This window comes from uncultured Tateyamaria sp. (assembly GCF_947488715.1).
GTDB lineage: Bacteria > Pseudomonadota > Alphaproteobacteria > Rhodobacterales > Rhodobacteraceae > Tateyamaria.
On record NZ_CANLAG010000002.1, the window covers coordinates 1 to 18,147 of the forward strand.

General features: G+C 56.3%; 19 protein-coding genes. 10 read left to right on the top strand and 9 right to left on the bottom strand.

The features are described from left to right. The first annotated feature begins 70 nt into the window (after positions 1 to 70). The 4 genes from Q0936_RS04265 to Q0936_RS04280 are packed head-to-tail and all read left to right on the top strand — an operon-like array spanning position 71 to position 2,650. Positions 71 to 733, top strand: coding sequence for an aldehyde dehydrogenase family protein (locus tag Q0936_RS04265; RefSeq protein ID WP_299297232.1), 663 nt, complete (start codon positions 71 to 73; stop codon positions 731 to 733). After that, on the top strand, positions 666 to 1,025 hold the full coding sequence (locus Q0936_RS04270; RefSeq protein ID WP_299377984.1) for an aldehyde dehydrogenase family protein: 360 nt from the start codon (positions 666 to 668) through the stop codon (positions 1,023 to 1,025). The genes Q0936_RS04265 and Q0936_RS04270 overlap by 68 nt, the downstream gene beginning before the upstream one ends. Before the next feature lie 12 nt (positions 1,026 to 1,037). Then, positions 1,038 to 1,769, top strand: coding sequence for a serine O-acetyltransferase (locus tag Q0936_RS04275; RefSeq protein WP_299297229.1), 732 nt, complete (start codon positions 1,038 to 1,040; stop codon positions 1,767 to 1,769). After that, positions 1,766 to 2,650, top strand: a complete 885-nt coding sequence (locus tag Q0936_RS04280; protein ID WP_299297228.1) for a VOC family protein — start codon at positions 1,766 to 1,768, stop codon at positions 2,648 to 2,650. Before Q0936_RS04275 ends, Q0936_RS04280 begins: the two co-directional genes overlap by 4 nt. A gap of 589 nt (positions 2,651 to 3,239) precedes the next feature. Here the strand turns inward: Q0936_RS04280 and cynS are convergent. From cynS to Q0936_RS04305, 5 genes are read right to left on the bottom strand one after another with little or no spacing between them, the layout of a single operon-like run. Next, complete coding sequence (gene cynS, locus Q0936_RS04285; RefSeq protein ID WP_299297227.1) at positions 3,240 to 3,692, bottom strand: cyanase; 453 nt, start codon at positions 3,690 to 3,692, stop codon at positions 3,240 to 3,242. Positions 3,693 to 3,723: 31 nt separating this feature from the next. Beyond that, positions 3,724 to 4,203: a nuclear transport factor 2 family protein gene (locus tag Q0936_RS04290; RefSeq protein WP_299297226.1), complete on the bottom strand. Its 480-nt coding sequence runs from the start codon at positions 4,201 to 4,203 to the stop codon at positions 3,724 to 3,726. Continuing rightward, the gene (locus Q0936_RS04295; RefSeq protein WP_299297224.1) at positions 4,200 to 5,099 is read right to left on the bottom strand and encodes an ABC transporter ATP-binding protein; all 900 of its coding nucleotides are present in this window, start codon (positions 5,097 to 5,099) and stop codon (positions 4,200 to 4,202) included. Before Q0936_RS04295 ends, Q0936_RS04290 begins: the two co-directional genes overlap by 4 nt. A gap of 9 nt (positions 5,100 to 5,108) precedes the next feature. Further along, positions 5,109 to 5,945: a nitrate ABC transporter permease gene (gene ntrB / locus Q0936_RS04300; protein WP_299297222.1), complete on the bottom strand. Its 837-nt coding sequence runs from the start codon at positions 5,943 to 5,945 to the stop codon at positions 5,109 to 5,111. Beyond that, entirely contained in the window at positions 5,945 to 7,210 is a 1,266-nt protein-coding gene (locus Q0936_RS04305) for a CmpA/NrtA family ABC transporter substrate-binding protein (protein ID WP_299297221.1), read from the bottom strand. The genes ntrB and Q0936_RS04305 overlap by 1 nt, the downstream gene beginning before the upstream one ends. A gap of 15 nt (positions 7,211 to 7,225) precedes the next feature. On the opposite strand from Q0936_RS04305, the gene Q0936_RS04310 reads away from it, so the two are divergent. Together Q0936_RS04310 and Q0936_RS04315 are read left to right on the top strand one after the other, a co-directional pair. Continuing rightward, the gene (locus tag Q0936_RS04310; RefSeq protein WP_299377918.1) at positions 7,226 to 7,444 is read left to right on the top strand and encodes a hypothetical protein; all 219 of its coding nucleotides are present in this window, start codon (positions 7,226 to 7,228) and stop codon (positions 7,442 to 7,444) included. An 82-nt stretch (positions 7,445 to 7,526) separates the two neighbouring features. Further along, complete coding sequence (locus Q0936_RS04315; RefSeq protein WP_299297218.1) at positions 7,527 to 9,371, top strand: sigma 54-interacting transcriptional regulator; 1,845 nt, start codon at positions 7,527 to 7,529, stop codon at positions 9,369 to 9,371. 573 nt (positions 9,372 to 9,944) lie between these two features. Here the strand turns inward: Q0936_RS04315 and Q0936_RS04320 are convergent. Then, positions 9,945 to 10,265: an H-NS histone family protein gene (locus Q0936_RS04320; protein WP_299297217.1), complete on the bottom strand. Its 321-nt coding sequence runs from the start codon at positions 10,263 to 10,265 to the stop codon at positions 9,945 to 9,947. 487 nt (positions 10,266 to 10,752) lie between these two features. On the opposite strand from Q0936_RS04320, the gene Q0936_RS04325 reads away from it, so the two are divergent. After that, a complete protein-coding gene (locus Q0936_RS04325) occupies positions 10,753 to 11,001 on the top strand; it encodes a hypothetical protein (RefSeq protein ID WP_299297216.1) in 249 nt (82 codons plus the stop codon). 79 nt (positions 11,002 to 11,080) lie between these two features. Then, complete coding sequence (locus Q0936_RS04330) at positions 11,081 to 11,194, top strand: hypothetical protein (RefSeq protein ID WP_299297215.1); 114 nt, start codon at positions 11,081 to 11,083, stop codon at positions 11,192 to 11,194. Positions 11,195 to 11,732: 538 nt separating this feature from the next. Here Q0936_RS04330 and mobC read toward each other — a convergent pair. From mobC to Q0936_RS04345, 3 genes are all read right to left on the bottom strand, one after another. Beyond that, complete coding sequence (gene mobC, locus Q0936_RS04335; RefSeq protein ID WP_299297213.1) at positions 11,733 to 12,176, bottom strand: plasmid mobilization relaxosome protein MobC; 444 nt, start codon at positions 12,174 to 12,176, stop codon at positions 11,733 to 11,735. 393 nt (positions 12,177 to 12,569) lie between these two features. Next, positions 12,570 to 15,575, bottom strand: a complete 3,006-nt coding sequence (locus Q0936_RS04340) for a calcium-binding protein (protein ID WP_299297212.1) — start codon at positions 15,573 to 15,575, stop codon at positions 12,570 to 12,572. A gap of 129 nt (positions 15,576 to 15,704) precedes the next feature. Further along, a complete protein-coding gene (locus Q0936_RS04345; RefSeq protein WP_299297211.1) occupies positions 15,705 to 15,995 on the bottom strand; it encodes a DUF6476 family protein in 291 nt (96 codons plus the stop codon). Here Q0936_RS04345 and Q0936_RS04350 point away from each other — a divergent pair. Then, positions 15,994 to 17,019 carry an RluA family pseudouridine synthase gene (locus Q0936_RS04350; RefSeq protein ID WP_299297210.1) on the top strand — a complete coding sequence of 342 codons (1,026 nt, stop codon included), beginning with the start codon at positions 15,994 to 15,996 and terminating at the stop codon, positions 17,017 to 17,019. The two genes, Q0936_RS04345 and Q0936_RS04350, sit on opposite strands and share 2 nt — an antisense overlap. A gap of 215 nt (positions 17,020 to 17,234) precedes the next feature. Continuing rightward, positions 17,235 to 18,131 (top strand): RNA polymerase sigma factor RpoH, encoded by an 897-nt coding sequence (gene rpoH, locus Q0936_RS04355; protein ID WP_299297209.1) that lies wholly within the window; start codon positions 17,235 to 17,237, stop codon positions 18,129 to 18,131. Positions 18,132 to 18,147: the final 16 nt, after the last annotated feature.

Sequence of the window (18,147 nt, forward strand, 5' to 3'; positions counted from 1 at the left end):
CAACCAGAAAAGATCAGACATACTAACCGCTCGTTTGTGAATCGTGAATCACCACAATAAGCGGAAATCAATGGGTCATAACCCTAGTGAACTGACGCCAATCACAACTGTCGCCCTTGTAAAACTCGCAGAAAGTGTGGGCTTGCCTGCGGGCTTGGTCAACGTGCTTTGTGGTCTGGGTCCAACATCAGGACAGGCTGCGATCGCGCACGAGGCGGTTCGCAAGGTCGTCTTTGTTGGCTCTCCTGAAACCGGAAAACGTGTTGCGATTGCGGCAGCCGAAGCGTTGAAGCCGGCGGTCCTGGAACTTGGCGGCAAATCTGCGAACATCGTCTTTGATGATGCAAATCTCGAACATGCATGTCTTGGTGCCCAAGCGGCGATCTTCTCTGGGGCAGGGCAAAGCTGTGTGGCTGGGTCACGCCTGCTCGTGCATAAATCCGTTCACGCAGAGCTGGTCGATATGCTGTCGAAGGGCATGAACAACATCAAACTGGGCGATCCACTGGATGAAGCCACGGAAGTTGGCCCTATCAGCAATGGTCGCCAATTCGCACATGTCAGTGACATGGTTGCACTGGCCGAGAACGAAGGCGCGTCGGTTCTCACGCGCACCGATATCCAGGAAACAGGTTACTTCGTCCCACCGACCATTTTTGAACGGATTGTCCAATGCTGCAAAGGCCGCGCAGCAAGAGATTTTTGGTCCTGTCGTCACCGCAATACCGTTTGAGGACGAAGCTCATGCTATCGCGCTTGCGAACGCCACCAATTTTGGACTGGCCGGCGCTGTTTGGACCGCCGATGTGGGACGGGCACACCGAATGGCCGATGCCGTTCGTGCGGGTACGTTTTGGATCAACAGCTACAAGGCGATCCACGTCTCCTCGCCTTTTGGTGGCTCACTTAGCTCTGGTTTTGGGCGCTCCAGCCGGACAGATGCGTTGATGGAATATACCTCTGCCAAAAGCGTTTGGCTTGATAGCGCACCAAAGCCACGCATCGCGTTTGGGTATGTTTCTTAGAGGGTAAATCTGATGAAACTGGTTGATGACGTCCAAGCACTCCTTAACGGCAATCCGCCATTGGTGCAGGTCCTTAACCTTGGCCCATTCGAGGATTTTCCGCAATTTGCGGGGGCCTTGTTCAGTCAGTTCTGCAACAGCGATGCCATTGGGAGTGTTTTTCAATCGGTTTATGCTGAAGATAGCCTGCTGGTTGAAATCACGCTTTACGATATTGCCGAAACCGCGCGTCGCAATTTCGAGCCCGGCGGCCAGGCCGCAACAGCGCTGTTCTCGCGGTGGGTACAGGCGATTATGGCGCACCGCGTTGCCCACAAACTTTGGGTGGGCGGTGACACGAACCTCGCTCTGGCGATCAAGGCCAGTTGCGGTCGCGCATTCGCGACGGACATTCATCCTGCCGCGCAGATCGGCGCTGGGCTGTGGCTTGACCATGGCTTAGGCTTTGTTGTGGGCGAGACAGTCGTGATCGAAGAAGACGTATCGATTTGGCACAACGTCACCTTAGGCAGCACTCTGAATGACAGTGGTGCGCATCGGCATCCCCATGTCGGCACGGGGGCGGTGATAGGTGCAGGTGCTGTCCTATTGGGCGGTATCTCCATTGGGGCACACGCCAATATCGCGGCGGGTTCAATTGTTGTGGACGACATTCCGGAAGGGATGGTTGCCGTTGGATCAAAGGCCTGCGTTCGTGGTTCATCCCGCGTCAGTTTCGTTCCGACAAAAGGAACCCCCTCATGAACGCTTCTTTTGGAATTGATCACCCACTGCTTGCGACCAACGATATTGTTGCGTTGCGCGAACGCTTGATACTTTTGGGTTTCAACATGACGGCTATCGGCAAGCATCCGTGGGGCACCAGTACCAGCCTTGCGATGTTTGACGGATGTCTCCTCGAGATCATGGGCATCTATGATGACACGCTGTTGGACGAAGTGCCCGCAGGTCATTTTCGGTTTGGACGGCATATCCATAAGCATTTGAATATCCGCGAAGGCGTTGCCCTATCGGCGTTGCACAGCACCAATTCTGTTGAGGATGCCAAGCATGCAGAGAAAGCGGGTTTGGTCGTCGCGGGGCACTTGGAGTTTGGTCGCGATGTGATCCTGCCTGACGGTACTGAGGGGCGTACAAAAACCACGCTGGCGCTTTTGCCTGATAACAACTTCCCACGTTTGTCGCTTTTTCTGTGCCAACAACATCGCCCGGATCTGATTTATGTGCCTGAATGGTTAGAGCACCCCAACACAGTTGATGGCATCCGCGGTGTAAATGTCGTTGCGCATGAAAAGCATCACGAAGCCCTGCGGACACAGTTTGGCAACTTGTACCAAGGCTTCGAGGTTTTGAAAGGTGGCTTTCAATGCGTCACGGCAAATGGGATGTTAAGGGTCCTGAGCGCCGATGCCTTTGAAGACGACATCGGACCTCTTTCCGATCAAATTCGAAAAGAAGACAGCCCATGTATTGCCGGTATGGATTTCACGGCCGGCGACCTGAATGCTTTGATGGGCTATATTGCCAACAGTGAAGTCGAGCATCGTGCTGTCGAAAACGGTGTGGCTTTGACCAACCAATCACTTACTGCAAACACAATCATGCGCTTTTTTGAACGCCAGTAGGGTTCACTGCGAAAGACAGATCGAAGACCGGCGTGTGAGCTCGTCCAAACATGTGATGACTGCTTCGCAATTTTGTATGCAGCAACGGTCAGAATGGGCTAAATGTCCACCTCGGAGGCGCCGCGGCATCGTGCTTAGTCTGGGGCGTCCGGCGGTGCATGGGCGTCCTAGGGGGACCTTGATGTCAATGCTGCAATGCTTTGGCCGCGAGGTTCAGAGCAAACCTCGGCTGATATTGCGGCATTTCAGGGCGCCCAGACCTTCGGTTTGCACCCACCACTCTTTGTTCTGCACGTGAGAATTGTCAGGAAATTTCTAAGCCTACGATTGCAATCCGCCTTGGCACTCGCGTGAATTGCTCAAACTTGAGCATGCCCCATGGTACTACTCTTGGATAGCGCTGTTTTGGACTGACCCGATGCATCCACCTTGCCGTGGATCGTGGCGATCGACCCACGAAAAGTCGGAATTGGCGTTGATGTGGCAGGGTAACTGGCGTTTGTGTCTTGAGACTGGAATACCTAGCGTCTGCAAAATGGATCAATTCAAGGCAATGGGAGCCGCCTAAGAAGGCGACCCCAATTCAGTCCTACCAACTGTTGTAGCCAAGGTATTTGCCCGACATTTCAACTTTCACGCGGTCCCCTTTGGGGTTTTCGACCCGTGTGACAGACATATCAAAATCAATCGCGGACATGATGCCGTCGCCGAACTTTTCCTGGATCAACGCCTTGAGAGTTGGTCCGTAGACTCCGACGATTTCGTAAAAGCGGTAGATGCAAGGGTCGGTCGGAACCGCCTGTTCCCAGATCTTGGTGGGGCTTTCGGCCAGGATGCTTTCGGCCTCTTGTGGCAGGCCCATGACCTTGACCATCAACGCTGCTTTTTCCGCGGGAAAGGCGTTCATGCCCATCGCCGCCGAATGGGTCCAGACGGGAGACATGTCTATCTTTTCGGCAATGCCTTCCCATGTCATTCCGGCGGTCTTTTTGGCCGAAAGGATCATTGCTGTGACGTCCTCTTTGGTCATCATGTCGGTCATTGGTGTGGTGTCCTTCTTTTGTATTGATGTCTTACAGCCCAAGCTCTGTCAGGCCGGGGTGATCATGGGGGCGGGGCCCGGAGGCGTCCCAGTGAAACAGGCGTTCTGCTTCTTTGATGGGAACATCGTTGATCGAGGCGTGACGCTGCGCCATGTAGCCAAAGGCGTCAAATTCCCAGTTTTCATTCCCATGAGCGCGAAACCACTGCCCATTGGCGTCGTGGCATTCATAGCAAAACCGAACCGCGATTTTGTCGTCGCTGTGGGTCCAGATTTCCTTGATCAGGCGATAGCCATTTTCGGTGGCCCATTTGCGGGTTAGGAAAGCCTCCACCTCGGCCCGCCCGTTCAGAAACTCTGATCGGTTGCGCCATTTGGTGTCAGGCGTATAGGCCAGCGCAACCTTGGCAGGGTCGCGCCCGTTCCAGGCGTTCTCGGCCATCCGCACCTTTTGCACAGCGTCATCGTAGCTGAACGGTGGAATGGGCGCGCGCTGCGGCTGGTCCGTCATGTTTTGACCGCCTGCAACAACGGCTGCTCATCCGCCGCATGATCTGTCTTTTCAATGAGAACAGTTTCCGGCGCATGGGTCTCGCCTTCCGCACTTGTTTGACCTGCCAGTTCCGCTGAGCGTTTCCCAAGAAACTGGACGAGATGATTGCGGATGGCATAGTAATTCGGGTGCTCCACTATGTCGGTGCGCACGCGTGGTCTTGGGATGGTGATCTCCACGCTTTCTGCGACGCGGGCCAGCGGTCCGTTTGTCATCAACAAAATGCGGTCCGCCAGCAGGATCGCCTCGTCGATGTCGTGGGTGATCATAAATACCGTCTGATCGGTGCCGCTCCAAACCTTGAGCAGCTCTTCCTGAATGGTGCCGCGGGTCAACGCGTCCAACGCGCCAAAGGGCTCATCCAACAACAAAAGTTTGGGTTCATTGGCAAAAGCGCGGGCGATTGACACACGCTGCCGCATGCCCCCTGACAGTTGGCTGGGCTTGCGGTGGATGGCATCGCCCGACAAACCGACTTTGTCCAAAAACGCGATCGAGTGGTCCTCGATCTTTTGTTTGCTCCAGTCGGGAAAGCGCGCGGCCACCCCGAACGTCACGTTTTTCAAGGCTGTCAGCCACGGCAGCAGCGAATAGTTTTGAAAGACCACGCCCCGGTCCAGGCTGGGGCCGGAGATTGCATAACCGTCCATTTTTACGACGCCCTCAGTCGGCTCAGAAAGCCCAGCAAGGATGTTCATAATGGTGGATTTACCGCAGCCCGAATGACCTAGAATGCAAACAAACTCGCCCTTTTCGATGCCAAAGCTGGCGTTTTCGAAAACCGTGAACTCGCCGCCTTTGCCGTCGGGATAGCGCTGGGTCAGCTTTTCGATGCTCAGAAATGAATTGGCCATTGGTTTACCTTATTCGACGTAAGCGACGCGTCGCTGAAGCAGGCCAAAGGCCGCGTCTAGAAACATGCCAACAATGCCGATCATGAGAATTGAGAAGATTACGGAGGTCAGATCGAGGTTGTTCCACTCGTTCCAGACGTAGTAGCCAATCCCGGTCCCGCCGACGAGCATCTCTGCCGCAACAATGACCAGCCATGCGATCCCGATAGAAATCCGCATGCCCGTCACGATGGTGGGTGCAGCGGCGGGCAAGACAACCGTAAAGGCGGTTTTGAACGCCCCAAGTTCATGGGTGCGGGCCACGTTCACCCAATCTTCGCGCACGCCAGCCACGCCAAAGGCTGTGTTCAGCAGCATTGGCCAGATAGAGCAGATGAAGATGACGAAAATAGCCGACGCCTCAGAATCCTGAATGATGAACAGCGCCAATGGCATCCACGCGAGCGGCGAAATTGGCCGCAGAACCTGAATGAACGGGTTAAGCGCCTTGTAGGCCACCGATGACATGCCGATCAGAAATCCAAGCGGGATCGCGATGATTGCTGCCAGAAAGTACCCAGTCAGGACACGGTAGATCGAATAGCCGATCTGGATGCCAATGCCCTTATCGTTTGGCCCTGCATCATAGAAAGGGTTGGACAGCTCCTGCCACGCCTTGACTACGACTTCGCTGGGGGGCGGCACGCCCGCTTTCGCCGTGCCCGCCCCTGTCAGCAATTCATATTCGGTGAGCTCGCCGGTGTTGACCGTTTGCGCGGAAATCGAGATTTCCCACACAAACAGACCAACAAACAGCAAGACGACCGACCAGATTGCTGCACGCCTGTTTTCTGATAAACGCTCCATCAGTCGCCCGCTTTGATCGCAAAGCTGTCGACATATGCTTCGGGCTGTGCCGGATCGAAGGTCTTGCCCATGATCATGTGCGATTTGTAGCTTTCAGCCGGTGCTTCATACCCCAGATCGGTCATGACTTTGCGGGCGTCGGAGGCGAGGTAGACTTGTTCTGCTACGCCTTTGTAATCGACATCGCCTTCGATATAGCCCCAACGTTTCATCTGAGTGAGGATCCAGACGCCCATCGAATGCCATGGGAAGGGATCGAAATCGATACGGTCCGGCACACGCTGAACTTCGCCCAGACCGTCGGCATAGGTGCCCGTCAGGACCTGTTCGATCACCGTGACCGGCTGGTTGAGATAGTTCGTCGGCGCGATGGCCGCCGAGATTTCTTTGCGGTTCTCGGGGTTTGATGCGTACTGTGTCGCGTCAATGATCGACTTGAGCAAAGCGCCGTAGGTATTTGGCAATTCGGTCGCGAAAGACAAAGGCGCAGCAAAGGCACAGCATGGGTGACCTTCCCAGATTTCTTTGGTGAGGATGTGTATGAAGCCAATGCCTTCGTACACGGCACGTTGGTTGAACGGGTCAGGCGACAGGTAGCCATCAAGATTTCCGGCCCGCAGGTTGGCGACCATCTCTGGCGGGGGCACAACGCGGATCTGGATGTCCACATCAGGGTCCAGCCCGAATTCAGCAACATAGTAGCGCAGCAGGAAGTTGTGCATGGAGTATTCAAACGGCACGCCAAAGGTGAAGCCCTTCCACTGGCTCGGGTCACGCTTGTCGAGGTGTTCATTGGAGAGAACAATCGCCTGCCCGTTGATGTTTTCCACGGCTGGCATGATGTAGGGTTCGGCCACGGAACCTGCCCCCATCGTCATCGCCAAAGGCATGGGCGTCAGCATGTGTGAAGCGTCGTATTCACCGGACAGGGATTTATCGCGTGCCACGGCCCAGCCCGCAGTCTTGATAACCTGAGAATTCAAACCGTAACGCTCATAAAAGCCCAAGGGCTGCGCCATGATGATCGGCGTGGCGCAGGTAATCGGTACAAAGCCGATGTTCAGGTCAGTCTTTTCTGGAGGGCCGAGATCATCCAGAATATTGGCCACCGCCTGTTTGACAGGAAAGACAGAAGCCAGCGCCGCCGCAACGGATGTGCCGCCCAGCATGCCCATAAAAGACCGCCGCGCGATGTCGTTCTGACCGAAAACGGATCGGACGACCGCACTTTCAACCGCCCGTTCCATCATCTCTTCTGAAGACATGGATGTCGGTTCTTTGTGGTTCTTGTCGTGTCCGTGACCCGTCAGGCAGCTATCGCACCCGCAATCAGCGCCATGTCTCAGGTCGGTCTTTACGGAAAATGGATTTCCAAGGCTTTTGATCGTCATGTCCGTCTCCTGTCATTGGTTAACAAGATGTTTTCACGCGACGCCGCGGTGCAGAAGACCTTCCTCCAAATGCCTTCAAAGCAGGTTGGTATTGATTTTGTTGGTTAATTTTTGAGCGAGCGTTACGAATTATCGTAAGTTACGGGATTTCGTAATTTGCTCGGTGCCTGCGGACTCACATCATCTGCTCATGCTCGATGAAACCGAACCTGCAGATCTAATCGCCCATCATCCGATGCCAACGATCATTGTCGACACCCGCTGCGACAGTATCGTCGCTGCCAATGAGGCAGGGCGTGCCTTGTTGGGGGAGACGGCGCTGTCTGTGCCGCTCTCTCGCCACATGGAAAATGACCTCTCGGTCGCCATGGTGTTTTTCGATGCTGTTGCGCATTTCGGATCGTATGTGGACCGTAGCCTCTCACTGACGAACGCGAAGGGGATGCCTTTGCGGCTTCAGACCTATGGGGCGCAACTCAAGTCGGGGTTGGTGCTGCTCAGCTTTCTGGACCTTGACGAACACGACCGTCGCAACCAGCAAGCAGAACGGGAGGCGCATCAGAACGCAGGCCTTTCCCAATGGCAAAACATTTATGGCTTCTTTCAAGAGGTCGAGGCCCAGAACCATCTGATCCTCGAAGCTGCTGGCGAAGGCATCTATGGCATCAACTCCAAAGGGCAGGCCACCTTCGTGAACCGCGCGGCGCAGGAAATGTTGGGTTGGTCGTCGGACGATCTGATTGGGCGCGAATTGCATTCAATCATCCACCACAAACACCTGAGTGGTGATCACTTCCCCGCCCATGAATGCCCAATCTACAAATCGTTCCGCCGCGACCAGACCATGCGCGTGGAAGATGATGTGTTTTGGCGCAAAGACGGCAAGCCGATCCTTGTGGAATATGTTTCGACCCCGATCTACGACCACGATGTCCTGGCCGGTGCCGTGGTGATCTTTCGCGATGTGACCGAGCGCAAAGAAAATGAACGCAGGCTGCGGGATGCTCTGGCGCAGGTCGAAGAGTTGAAGGTGAAGCTGCAACAGGAAAACGAATACCTTCTGACAGAGATACGCTCGGCGCGGTCGCACACGGGTGTGGTTGGCGTGTCACCCGCAATCAAATCGCTGAACGCTCAGATTGATCTGGCCGCGCAAAGCGGTGCCCATGTGCTGGTCTCTGGCCCGTCTGGATCCGGCAAAAGTATGACAGCCTCGGCGATCCACGAAGCAAGCGACCGTCACCACCGCCCCCTCGTGCGCATCAACTGTGATCAGAAAAAGGCCGCCGATCTAGAAGCAGAGCTTTTCGGGTATCGCCGCGGTGCCTTTGCAGGTGCCACGCGGGATATGACGGGCAAATTGCTCATGGCCCACAACGGCACCCTACATCTGGACGAGGTCGCGAGCCTACCCGCCAAGGTGCAAGCGAGCCTGCACGACGTTCTTCAAACGGGCCACTTCCGGCGTCTGGGTGACGGCTCTGACATTCCCGTCGCGGCCAAGGTTATCGCCACCACAAGCTATGATCTGCTGGCCGAGGTGCGGGCCGGAAGGTTCCGGCAAGACCTCTATTTTGCGTTGAACGTGCTGCCGATCATGACCGAACCCCTCAAGAACCGGCCCGAAGACATCCCCTACCTCGCGCGGCACTACCTCGATCGCACGATGCGCCGTCTGCGCCTGCCAAAGATGACACTGACCAAAGCCAACATAGAAACGCTACAATCCTATGACTGGCCGGGAAACGTGCGGGAGCTGGAAAACGTTATAGAGCGCACAGCGATCCTTGCTCAGGGTGGTCGGTTGCAGTTCGACATCCAAAGCGGCCCATCAGATGCGCCCACGCAAACAAACCGCGTCCTGACCCAGAAAGAGTTGCGCCAATTGGAAATTGCGAACTTCGAGGCAGCGCTGCGCCGTGCCAAAGGCAAGATTTCAGGCAAGTTCGGCGCAGCAGCGATCCTCGGGCTTGCGCCAACAACCGCCTATTCAAAGGTCAAATCGCTTGGCATCCAGATGAACCAATTCTCATAGATCGTACCTGAATGAAGGCGGAGAAGAGACAGGTCTGCAGGCCAAAACCGAATGGCCGCTTAGCACCTCCTTCCCAATTAAAGCGCGCGCGCAGCGAAATACTGCTTTCCACCGTCCACGCTAGTATTCACTACATACATCAGTATGTTTTTGCTAAATTTTTTTTGCACTCGCATGGATTTTTGTTCCTTATATGTTTTCATTCGTTCAATGTTTTTTAGTAAGGAGTACATTTATTAGTAACGAACACAGATCAGGAACCAAATCCGCCAGCAACAAACCGTTCATGTTGGGCTACACCGTGACGGCCATTGGTGATGGCCAAACGTCTTTCTGGAGCAAGATTGCAGCCGCCTGGGCGCATAAAGACAGTGAAGGCTATGAAGCGCGCATGGATGCGTTACCCCTTCGACGGGCGCTTAGTCCTCCGGACCGTCAAGGGCGATCAGCAGCCGGGCAATGAGTTTGTAGAACCATCCATGGATGGCCCCGCCTAGCATTCTGCGTCGTTGCGTGTTGGGAAGAGGCGTGCCGAGAGGTACGCATCTTTCTTATTTGCTGTATCAGATGAGTTTACTTTGCGATCCGCAGGTCTTCGAGTGACTTGCCATTGGCGAGCGCGTCTTTGACCCAGCTCGGTTGACGGCCACGGCCGGTCCAGGTCTTGGCTGGGTTTTCGAGGTGGCAATATTTGGGCGTGGATTTAATGCCTTTGGCTTTGGCACCGCCCGTCAGCTCGCTCAGGGAAAAGCCCAGTTCAGCCGCTCTGGCTTCGACTGCCGCAAGTGCTTCGTTGCGCTTGCGGGCTTCAAAACTCTCGATGGCTTTTGTCGCGGTCTTTTGGATGTTCCTCAGCTCATCCAGCGAAAACGCGTCCCAGTTGATTTCCGTCATGTTCTGTCCCTCTTTTGATTGGTCCGCGCTATGCCAATTGCGGGAATGTCTCAAGGCAAGGATCGTATAGAGTGTATTGCTTCGCCTTTTACGGGCGATAGATTGCTGACTCAGTCCCAAACGTTCCATTTCTTTTGGGCGTCTCCCATGCCGGGCCGGGTGCGCGTGAACGGAACCTGCGCTGCGCTTGTTTCTACCCTGCGGGCTTTGCTCCCTGACGCATTTATTGCGGCGGTTATCACCGCCACTTTCCTCCATTCATCGGGGAGGTCGAGAGGCTTTGCCTCTTCTCTCCCCGCAAGCAAAACAGAGCGCTCAGGATCTTTCGTTGCCGGTGCCTCCCGCAGCTTTCATCTGCGGGTGCCTCCCACAAGGAAGAGATCCTTTCGCCGATTTTTCGTGTCCCCTCCCATCTCCACTCTCGGAGAGAGCCAAGGGTTGCAGGCGCAACCCCTCCCCAAGGGAGGAAAAAGAGAAGGACAAGACAATGACCGTTCAATTACCTGCACAACCCTATGACCTTGCAGCGACAGGGTTCTATTTTGACAGCTATGACGGCGACGCTGAGAAGTCAGTAAAGCTGCGGAATGACTACGATGATCCCGTTGAAGAGTTCGAAATCCAGTTCATTGATTGCGATCTGGCAAAGGCCTTAGGCATCATTCAGGCCAATCTCAAGCAGTATTTGGATGTGGTTGAAGACTGGGACGAGGACGACAAACCCGTGTCATTCTAGCGGTAGGTGAGTGCGGGTATCAGTTGAAGACAATACCCAGCCAGGCGATTTCGACCTTGATATCTACCATGTCGATACGATGCGTGAGCTTACCGAGGACTTTGTTGAACAAGGCCTGTTTGGCGACATTCCTGAGCCGCTGCATTTCTACATCGACTATGACGCCATCGCGCGGGATTTGAGCGTCGATTAAGCGCCGCACGATCCCGGCCTGTGCGTTTGGCCTGTTGCGACTCTTGCCGAGAAGTGTTGAGAGGATCACGCTCTTTAAATCGCTCAAAGCCTTTGGGCACGTCCCAGCCCTGTTTCAGATAAATCTCATGCGCCTGCCGTGTCAGCTTGCGCTTGAAATGGCGCATGTTGATGGCTGTCATGGACGCCGCATCAATGCGCGACCACACCACATGAGTATGCCGAGGTCCGTTGTTCTCATGGAAAAGAACCGCGCGGGGCTGGCCCGCCAGACCAAGCTGTTTCTCCGCCTCTGCAAAGGTCGCTTCAAACAGATCGATGGAGACTGATTGATCCGGAGGCGGATTGAGCGACAGCGAGAACAGCTACTTTTGGCATTGCGTGGCCTGTGCGATGGCTTCTGTCTCCGCAAAGGCTCCAAAGAGATCGTCAGCCACAAAGACTTCAATGCCGTGCACGGTCACATGGTCATTGTCGCGCGGATTGAGCAGATGCAGGGCCGACTTTGCGCCAAAAACCGCGCGTGTTGCCTTCGAGGATCACGAGGATTTCCCTAACGCGGTGACCAGCAGTGCCCGGATCGCCAGCACATGCGCGTAGGCTTCATCGATCTTCGCACGCTCGGTCGCCACAACATCCAGCGTCCCGATATTAGCGTGATAGGCAAGCTGGTTGAGGTTGTTCGCAATCCGTGACTGCCCAAGCAGGGCCAGCGCCTCAGCCGCTGCTTTCTTGTCGGCAACAGCATCTTTGGGCCGTCTCTTTCCCGCTTGGCTCCCTGAGCAGGCACACACGCCCGGACATAGGCCGACATAGTTATGCCTGCGGCCAGTTCCTCCAGTCGCGACCGCTCCGACTGTCAGGCGGATGACAAGAGGCAAGGGTTCACGGCGTTTGCTGCGGTTGCGCTTCGGATCAGAAATGGCTGCCGGCTTTGCCGTATCGTTGAAAGCGCACGTAGTGTTTTGAGAGGCACTCGTCATGGCTACGGCTCCTCTGGCGGAGCGTGCGGCACAGTTTCTTCCAACAGATTATCTGCGACTTCGTCGTCCGGTTTCACCCCTGTTGCCGCCGCCTGAAACTCCGAAAGCTTCGCAATAACCTCTGGCTCCGCCCGCAGAACCGTTCTCCAGTTCTCCAGTTCTCCAGTTCTAACAGCAGCTCATCGCTCGAAAAAGGTTCTAGGTTGTTCTTCTCCGGTGCACCATCTTCTCACTATCATGTTGTACGACCTTGGAATGATCTGAGTTCCAACGAGCACTATATGTTCAATTCGAAATAGGCGACTGAACCGTCTTCGCTTGCGCGTGAGAACCGTTTCAGGAAACGCAGCGCCAGGCATGTGCAGGGCGCCGAAACGCCCTACACCTCATTGCTTAGACAAAGGTCAGATCATCGTCGATCTGAGCGAGGGATGTTACCCCGTTGAAGGTGAGGCTGTCGCCGCCGCCAAATGTCAGGACCAGGAAACCGTCCGCACTTGTTGATGCGAGGGCGGACAAAGCAGCAGCGGTGGGCGCCGTACCTCCAAAGAGGTCCAGATCCAATTCGACTGCGTCCACACCAACCTGGAAGTCGGTGATGCTGTCATTGTCGTCACCGGCAGAGAACACAAACGTGTCTGCCCCGATCCCGCCCTTGAGCGTGTCCTGACCCGCCCCACCGGTGAGCGTGTCGCTGCCAGCGTTGCCCTCGACACGGTCATTGCCGCCGCCGCCGTCCAGCATGTCGGCGCCATTGCCGCCCAGCACGGTGTCGTTGCCTTCACCGCCGCGCAACGTGTCCTGGTTAATCCCGCCATTCAGGCGGTCATCGCCTGCGCCGCCTTCGAGCAGGTCAGCACCCGCATTGCCGTTCAGGGTGTCATTGTCAGCGCCCCCGTTCAGCACATCAGAACCTGCGCCGCCGACAAGCAGGTCATTGCCTGCATTGCCGTTCAGCGTGTCAGTCCCGATGCCGCCGTTCAACGTGTCGTTGCCGACGCCGCCTGACAACAGGTCAAAGCCGTCATTGCCGTTCAACACGTCGTCTCCGCCGCCACCGTTCAGGGCGTCAAAACCCGCAAGTCCTGTCAGAACATCATCGTCCTGTCCGCCGTTGATCGTGTCGAAACCGATGCCGCCGCTGATGACGTCGTCTCCGGCGCCGCCGTCGACGCTGTCGTTGCCCGCGCCACCTGACACCTGGTCATCGCCGTCGCCACCGTTCAGCGTATCGGCACCGTTCTGACCGTCGATCGTGTCGTTGCCCGCGCCGCCCGTTACATCATCAAAGCCGAAGCCACCGGACAGCATGTCGTCACCTTCGCCGCCATCCAGCGTGTCATTGCCGCCATTGCCAGAGATATCATCGTCGCCCCCAAGCCCGGACAACTGGTCCGCGTTCGACAGCCCTTCGATCAGGTCGGAAATGCCTGTCCCGAGCAGGAAATCCGCCATGGCGTCGCCAAACAGACGCAACACATCCGTGTCGTCGATCACCGTATCGTCGTCGAGGATTTGAGGCGTGACAATGACCACCCAAATGCCGCCAAATTCGGCAATGCCCACACTGTTGTTGTCCAACCCGACAAGCAAGGCCGTGCCCGCCAGCGAGTTGTTGATGTACTCATAGACCTCTTCGATAGAAGTGCCGGGATTAAACGCACCGAGGATCGAGGCTTGCCCGAGGAAAATGCCGCTTTCGGTGGCCAAATCCGCCAATGCGTCGTTCCAGATCTCGCCATTGGACAGTTCGGTGATCCATCCCGCAGCGTTTTCGGAAATGGCACCGCCCAGTGGGGCGCCGTTCTGGTTGACGACCAGGTCAATGGCCACGCGGTTTGCCAAGGCAGACAGCGCCGCGTTGAAGGCAAACTCGGTGCCTTCGGTGCGCTGTTCGTTGATGAAATCGGCCAGTGCGCTTTCGCCGGTGGACACGGCGTCTCCGGCCAGGTCGCCTGCCGCCGCTGTGAATACACCAAAGTTGTAGAGGTTGGCGGCATTGGCGATTTCGAAATCACCGGCGAGGTCGCCGGGATCGACAACTGCACCGCCTGCGTTGATCTCATAGCCGAGGCCGATACCTGTGGTGAGGTAGTGAACAATCGCGCTGATCGCTTCGCCAGATTCTACGGCTTCTGCCGCGTCCGGGTAGGTTGCGAGGTAAAACTCTGCGTCAAAGGTAAAGTCAGTCAGATCAATCTGCGCACTGAGCAACGTGTTGAGGTTCAATTGTTGGCTCGGGTTGCCCACGAGATCGTCGTAGAAGTCTCCGGCTTCGTCGCGCACACCGTCACTGATGAAGTTGGTATAGACGACGCCCGATACAACGCCGCCCAGAATACCGGCCAGCGGTGTGCCGACGTAGGTAGCACCTGCACTGACCACCCCGGTGATCGCAATCCCAGTAAGCATGTCAATTGTTTCGACAAAGGCCTGCTGGTCAGGCTCTTCGGCTGCGATGACGTTGTCGATCCGCCCGGCAATGTCGAGGGCCAGGCCGATCAATCCCAACTTCTTGCCGAAATCATCCAGGAAGCCTGTCAATTCGTCGATGTTGCCAGCATTCGTACGGAAATAGGTCGCCAGGTCAGCCGAGACTTCTGCTAAGTTGAACACACCACCCAGCAGTTCTTCGAGCAGGTCGTCGATGATCTCTTCGCGCGGTGTGGTTTCGGCGTCCACCACGGAAAAGGTGACCACGTAGTCTTCGGCGTTCTCATAAGCTTCGAGGGGCGCGACGTTCACGAAATTGACGCCTTCGGTCAGATTGACCGTAAAGGTCGACACGTTACCGGAATTGCTGGCCAGAAAGACATTGAATGTGGCGACCATGTCTTCGGCCACATTGATCCGCAATGCGTCCTCGGTGTCGGTTCCGCCAACAGACCCTTGGTAAAAGAATGTGGCTCCTTCATCTACGGTGCCGAAATTCCGGTCAATTGTTGCGGGCGCACTGTCCAGCAGGCTAACGGCAGGTGGCGGCAATTGTTCTACGTTTTCGCCAAAAACAACTGTATCGACCGAAAAGCCCGACGCGTCGAAGGATTCGTCGATGGCCGCAACGGATGCGATCCCTTCCTCCGATGCGAATGAAAAGGTCAGAACACCAAGGTCGTCATTGTTGGTCGAGAACAGCAATTCCCCGGCGGCATTGCGAAATTCAATACGAGTGCTGCCCAGATTGTCAAAAAAACCAACGTCCAATGATACGAAATCAACGGGGATGTCGAAATTGATGAAAACGGGCCCGAGATAACTGAAATTCGCGGCAATGACGGGCGAAGCGGGTTGTGCGCTATCCCCCAGGATCACGCCATCAAATGTGACCGTATTGTCGTCAAATACATATGTGGGGTCGACCGTGCCGAATCCCTGTTCGCTGAACGTAATTGTGTCCATAACACCCTCTATTTAAATGCAATTCCAATGAATCACGTTAAGAAAAATTTTCAGTATTCCAAAACGCTACGCAGAATTGCGGAGTCTGGAAAGAAAATTTTTGTAAAATGAGAGGGGCTGGTCGGGGCGTCAGTCGATTGTCAGGGTGTTTCGCAATGTGCCCGTGACTTGATCAAAGATCAGGATTTGATCGTCTTCGGTGACGACGGCAAACCAGTCTGATCCAACCGTAAACGCTGTTGCCGTAGCGCCGCCCGGCAGGGTGACTTTTTCGGGCAAGGGCAGGGGAGCGGGCCCTGCGTTCAACCGGATGACAAGCAGCGCAACCACCGTTACAACGCCCCCGATCATGATGATCGTCAACACCGTGACCAACCGGCGCAGGAACGCGAGGTTGGCGGGTTCTTCTGGGGTGTCCATGTCGTCCACGTCCGTGTCCTTTGTGATTGCTGCCGATCCGCCGCCGCGCCTTGATAAGGCGATTGCACGGGACGTGCCAGAGGGTGCCGCCCTGTCGCGCACGCGCCTCGCGCGGCTGTTGGCGGACGGTGCGGTGACCGTAGACGGCATCGTTGCGACTGACCCCAAGGCGCGGGTGTCCGAAGGGGCCACCATCGAGGTGCGCGTCGAGGAAGCCACGGAAAGCCACATCGCGGCTGAGGACATTCCACTTGATGTCGTGTTCGAGGACGACGCACTGATCGTGGTGAACAAGCCCGCAGGTATGGTTGTGCACCCGGCACCGGGTTCGCCTTCGGGAACGCTGGTCAATGCGCTCATGTTTCATTGCGGTGATGATCTGTCTGGTGTCGGCGGTCTGAAACGCCCCGGCATCGTGCACCGCATCGACAAGGACACCAGCGGTTTACTGGTTGTCGCCAAAAGCGATGCCGCCCATCACGGTTTGGCCGCGCAATTTGCGGCGCACAGTGTCGAACGGTACTACCGGGCGCTGGTCTATGGAGTGCCGGACGCCAACGATCCCCGTTTGCGCGGCATCAAAGGCACGAATTTCGAACCGGGCAATGTGCTGAAACTGACCACGCAACTGGCGCGCCACAAGACTGATCGCCAACGGCAGGCCGTCTTGTTTCACGGTGGCCGCCATGCCGTGACGCGCGCGCGTGTCGTGGCGCGGTACGGGACACCCGCTGTACTGGCGCAGGTCGAATGCTGGCTGGAAACCGGGCGCACACATCAGATCCGTGTTCACATGGCTCATGCCGGTCACGGACTGGTCGGCGATCCTGTTTATGGCGGGCGGCGCAAACTGGCGCGCGGTGCGGTTAGCGACAATGCAGCGGCGGCGGTGCAAAACTTTGCGCGGCAGGCTCTGCACGCCGCAGTTCTGGGATTTGAGCATCCCGTGACGGGTGAACTGTTACGATTTGAGGCACCTTTGCCGGAAGATTTCAGCGCATTGTTGGACCATCTGGCCGCCTGACGGGCCACTGCGCTCATTATTTACGTTTTGTTAAGATGCGGCTGTAACGAACAGCACATGCGCGTGAGAGCGCAGGCAATGCCCTGCCAAACCGGTGCGGGGCGTGCGATATTCACATCTGCGACGACCCGTGCCCCTTGAACGCACGAGATCGCCGTCCCATATGCAATGTTAAGCCCCTAAACATAAAGGAACAGGGGTACAGGAGGGACATCATGGCCAACTACGCAAATCTGCCCGCACCCACACCCGAAGGCGGTCTGAACCGCTATATGCAGGAAATCCGCAAGTTCCCGCTGCTGGAGCCGGAAGAGGAATACATGCTGGCCAAAGCCTGGGTCGAGAAAGAAGACACAGGCGCTGCGCATAAAATGGTCACAAGCCACTTGCGTCTCGCAGCCAAGATCGCGATGGGCTATCGCGGCTATGGTCTGCCGCAGGCCGAAGTGATTTCCGAAGCAAACGTGGGCCTTATGCAGGCGGTCAAACGGTTTGACCCCGAAAAAGGGTTCCGCCTTGCGACCTATGCGATGTGGTGGATCCGCGCCTCGATCCAGGAATACATCCTGCGCTCGTGGAGCCTTGTGAAACTTGGCACCACCTCGGCACAAAAGAAGCTGTTCTTTAACCTCCGCAAGGCCAAGGCCAAGATTGGCGCATTGGAAGAAGGCGATTTGCGCCCCGAGAACGTGGCACAGATTGCGACCGACCTGGGCGTGACAGAAGCCGAAGTTGTTAGCATGAACCGGCGTCTGTCCGGTGGTGACGCGTCCCTGAACGCGACCGTCGGCTCCGAGGGCGAAGGGTCCATTCAGTGGCAGGACTGGCTGGAAGACGAAAGCGCTGACCAGGCGGGCGACTACGAGGCTCGTGACGAGCTGGAAGTGCGCCGCGAGATGCTCGCCGAGGCGCTGGGCGTGCTGAACGACCGGGAAAAAGACATCCTGACCCAACGCCGTCTGAGCGACAAGACCGTCACCCTTGAGGACCTGTCGGCCCAGTACAACGTCAGCCGTGAACGCATCCGCCAGATCGAGGTGCGCGCGTTCGAAAAGCTGCAGAAAAAGATGCGCGACATCGCCAAGACTAAAGGTCTTTTGGCAACGGCCTGACCCAACGCGACCGACA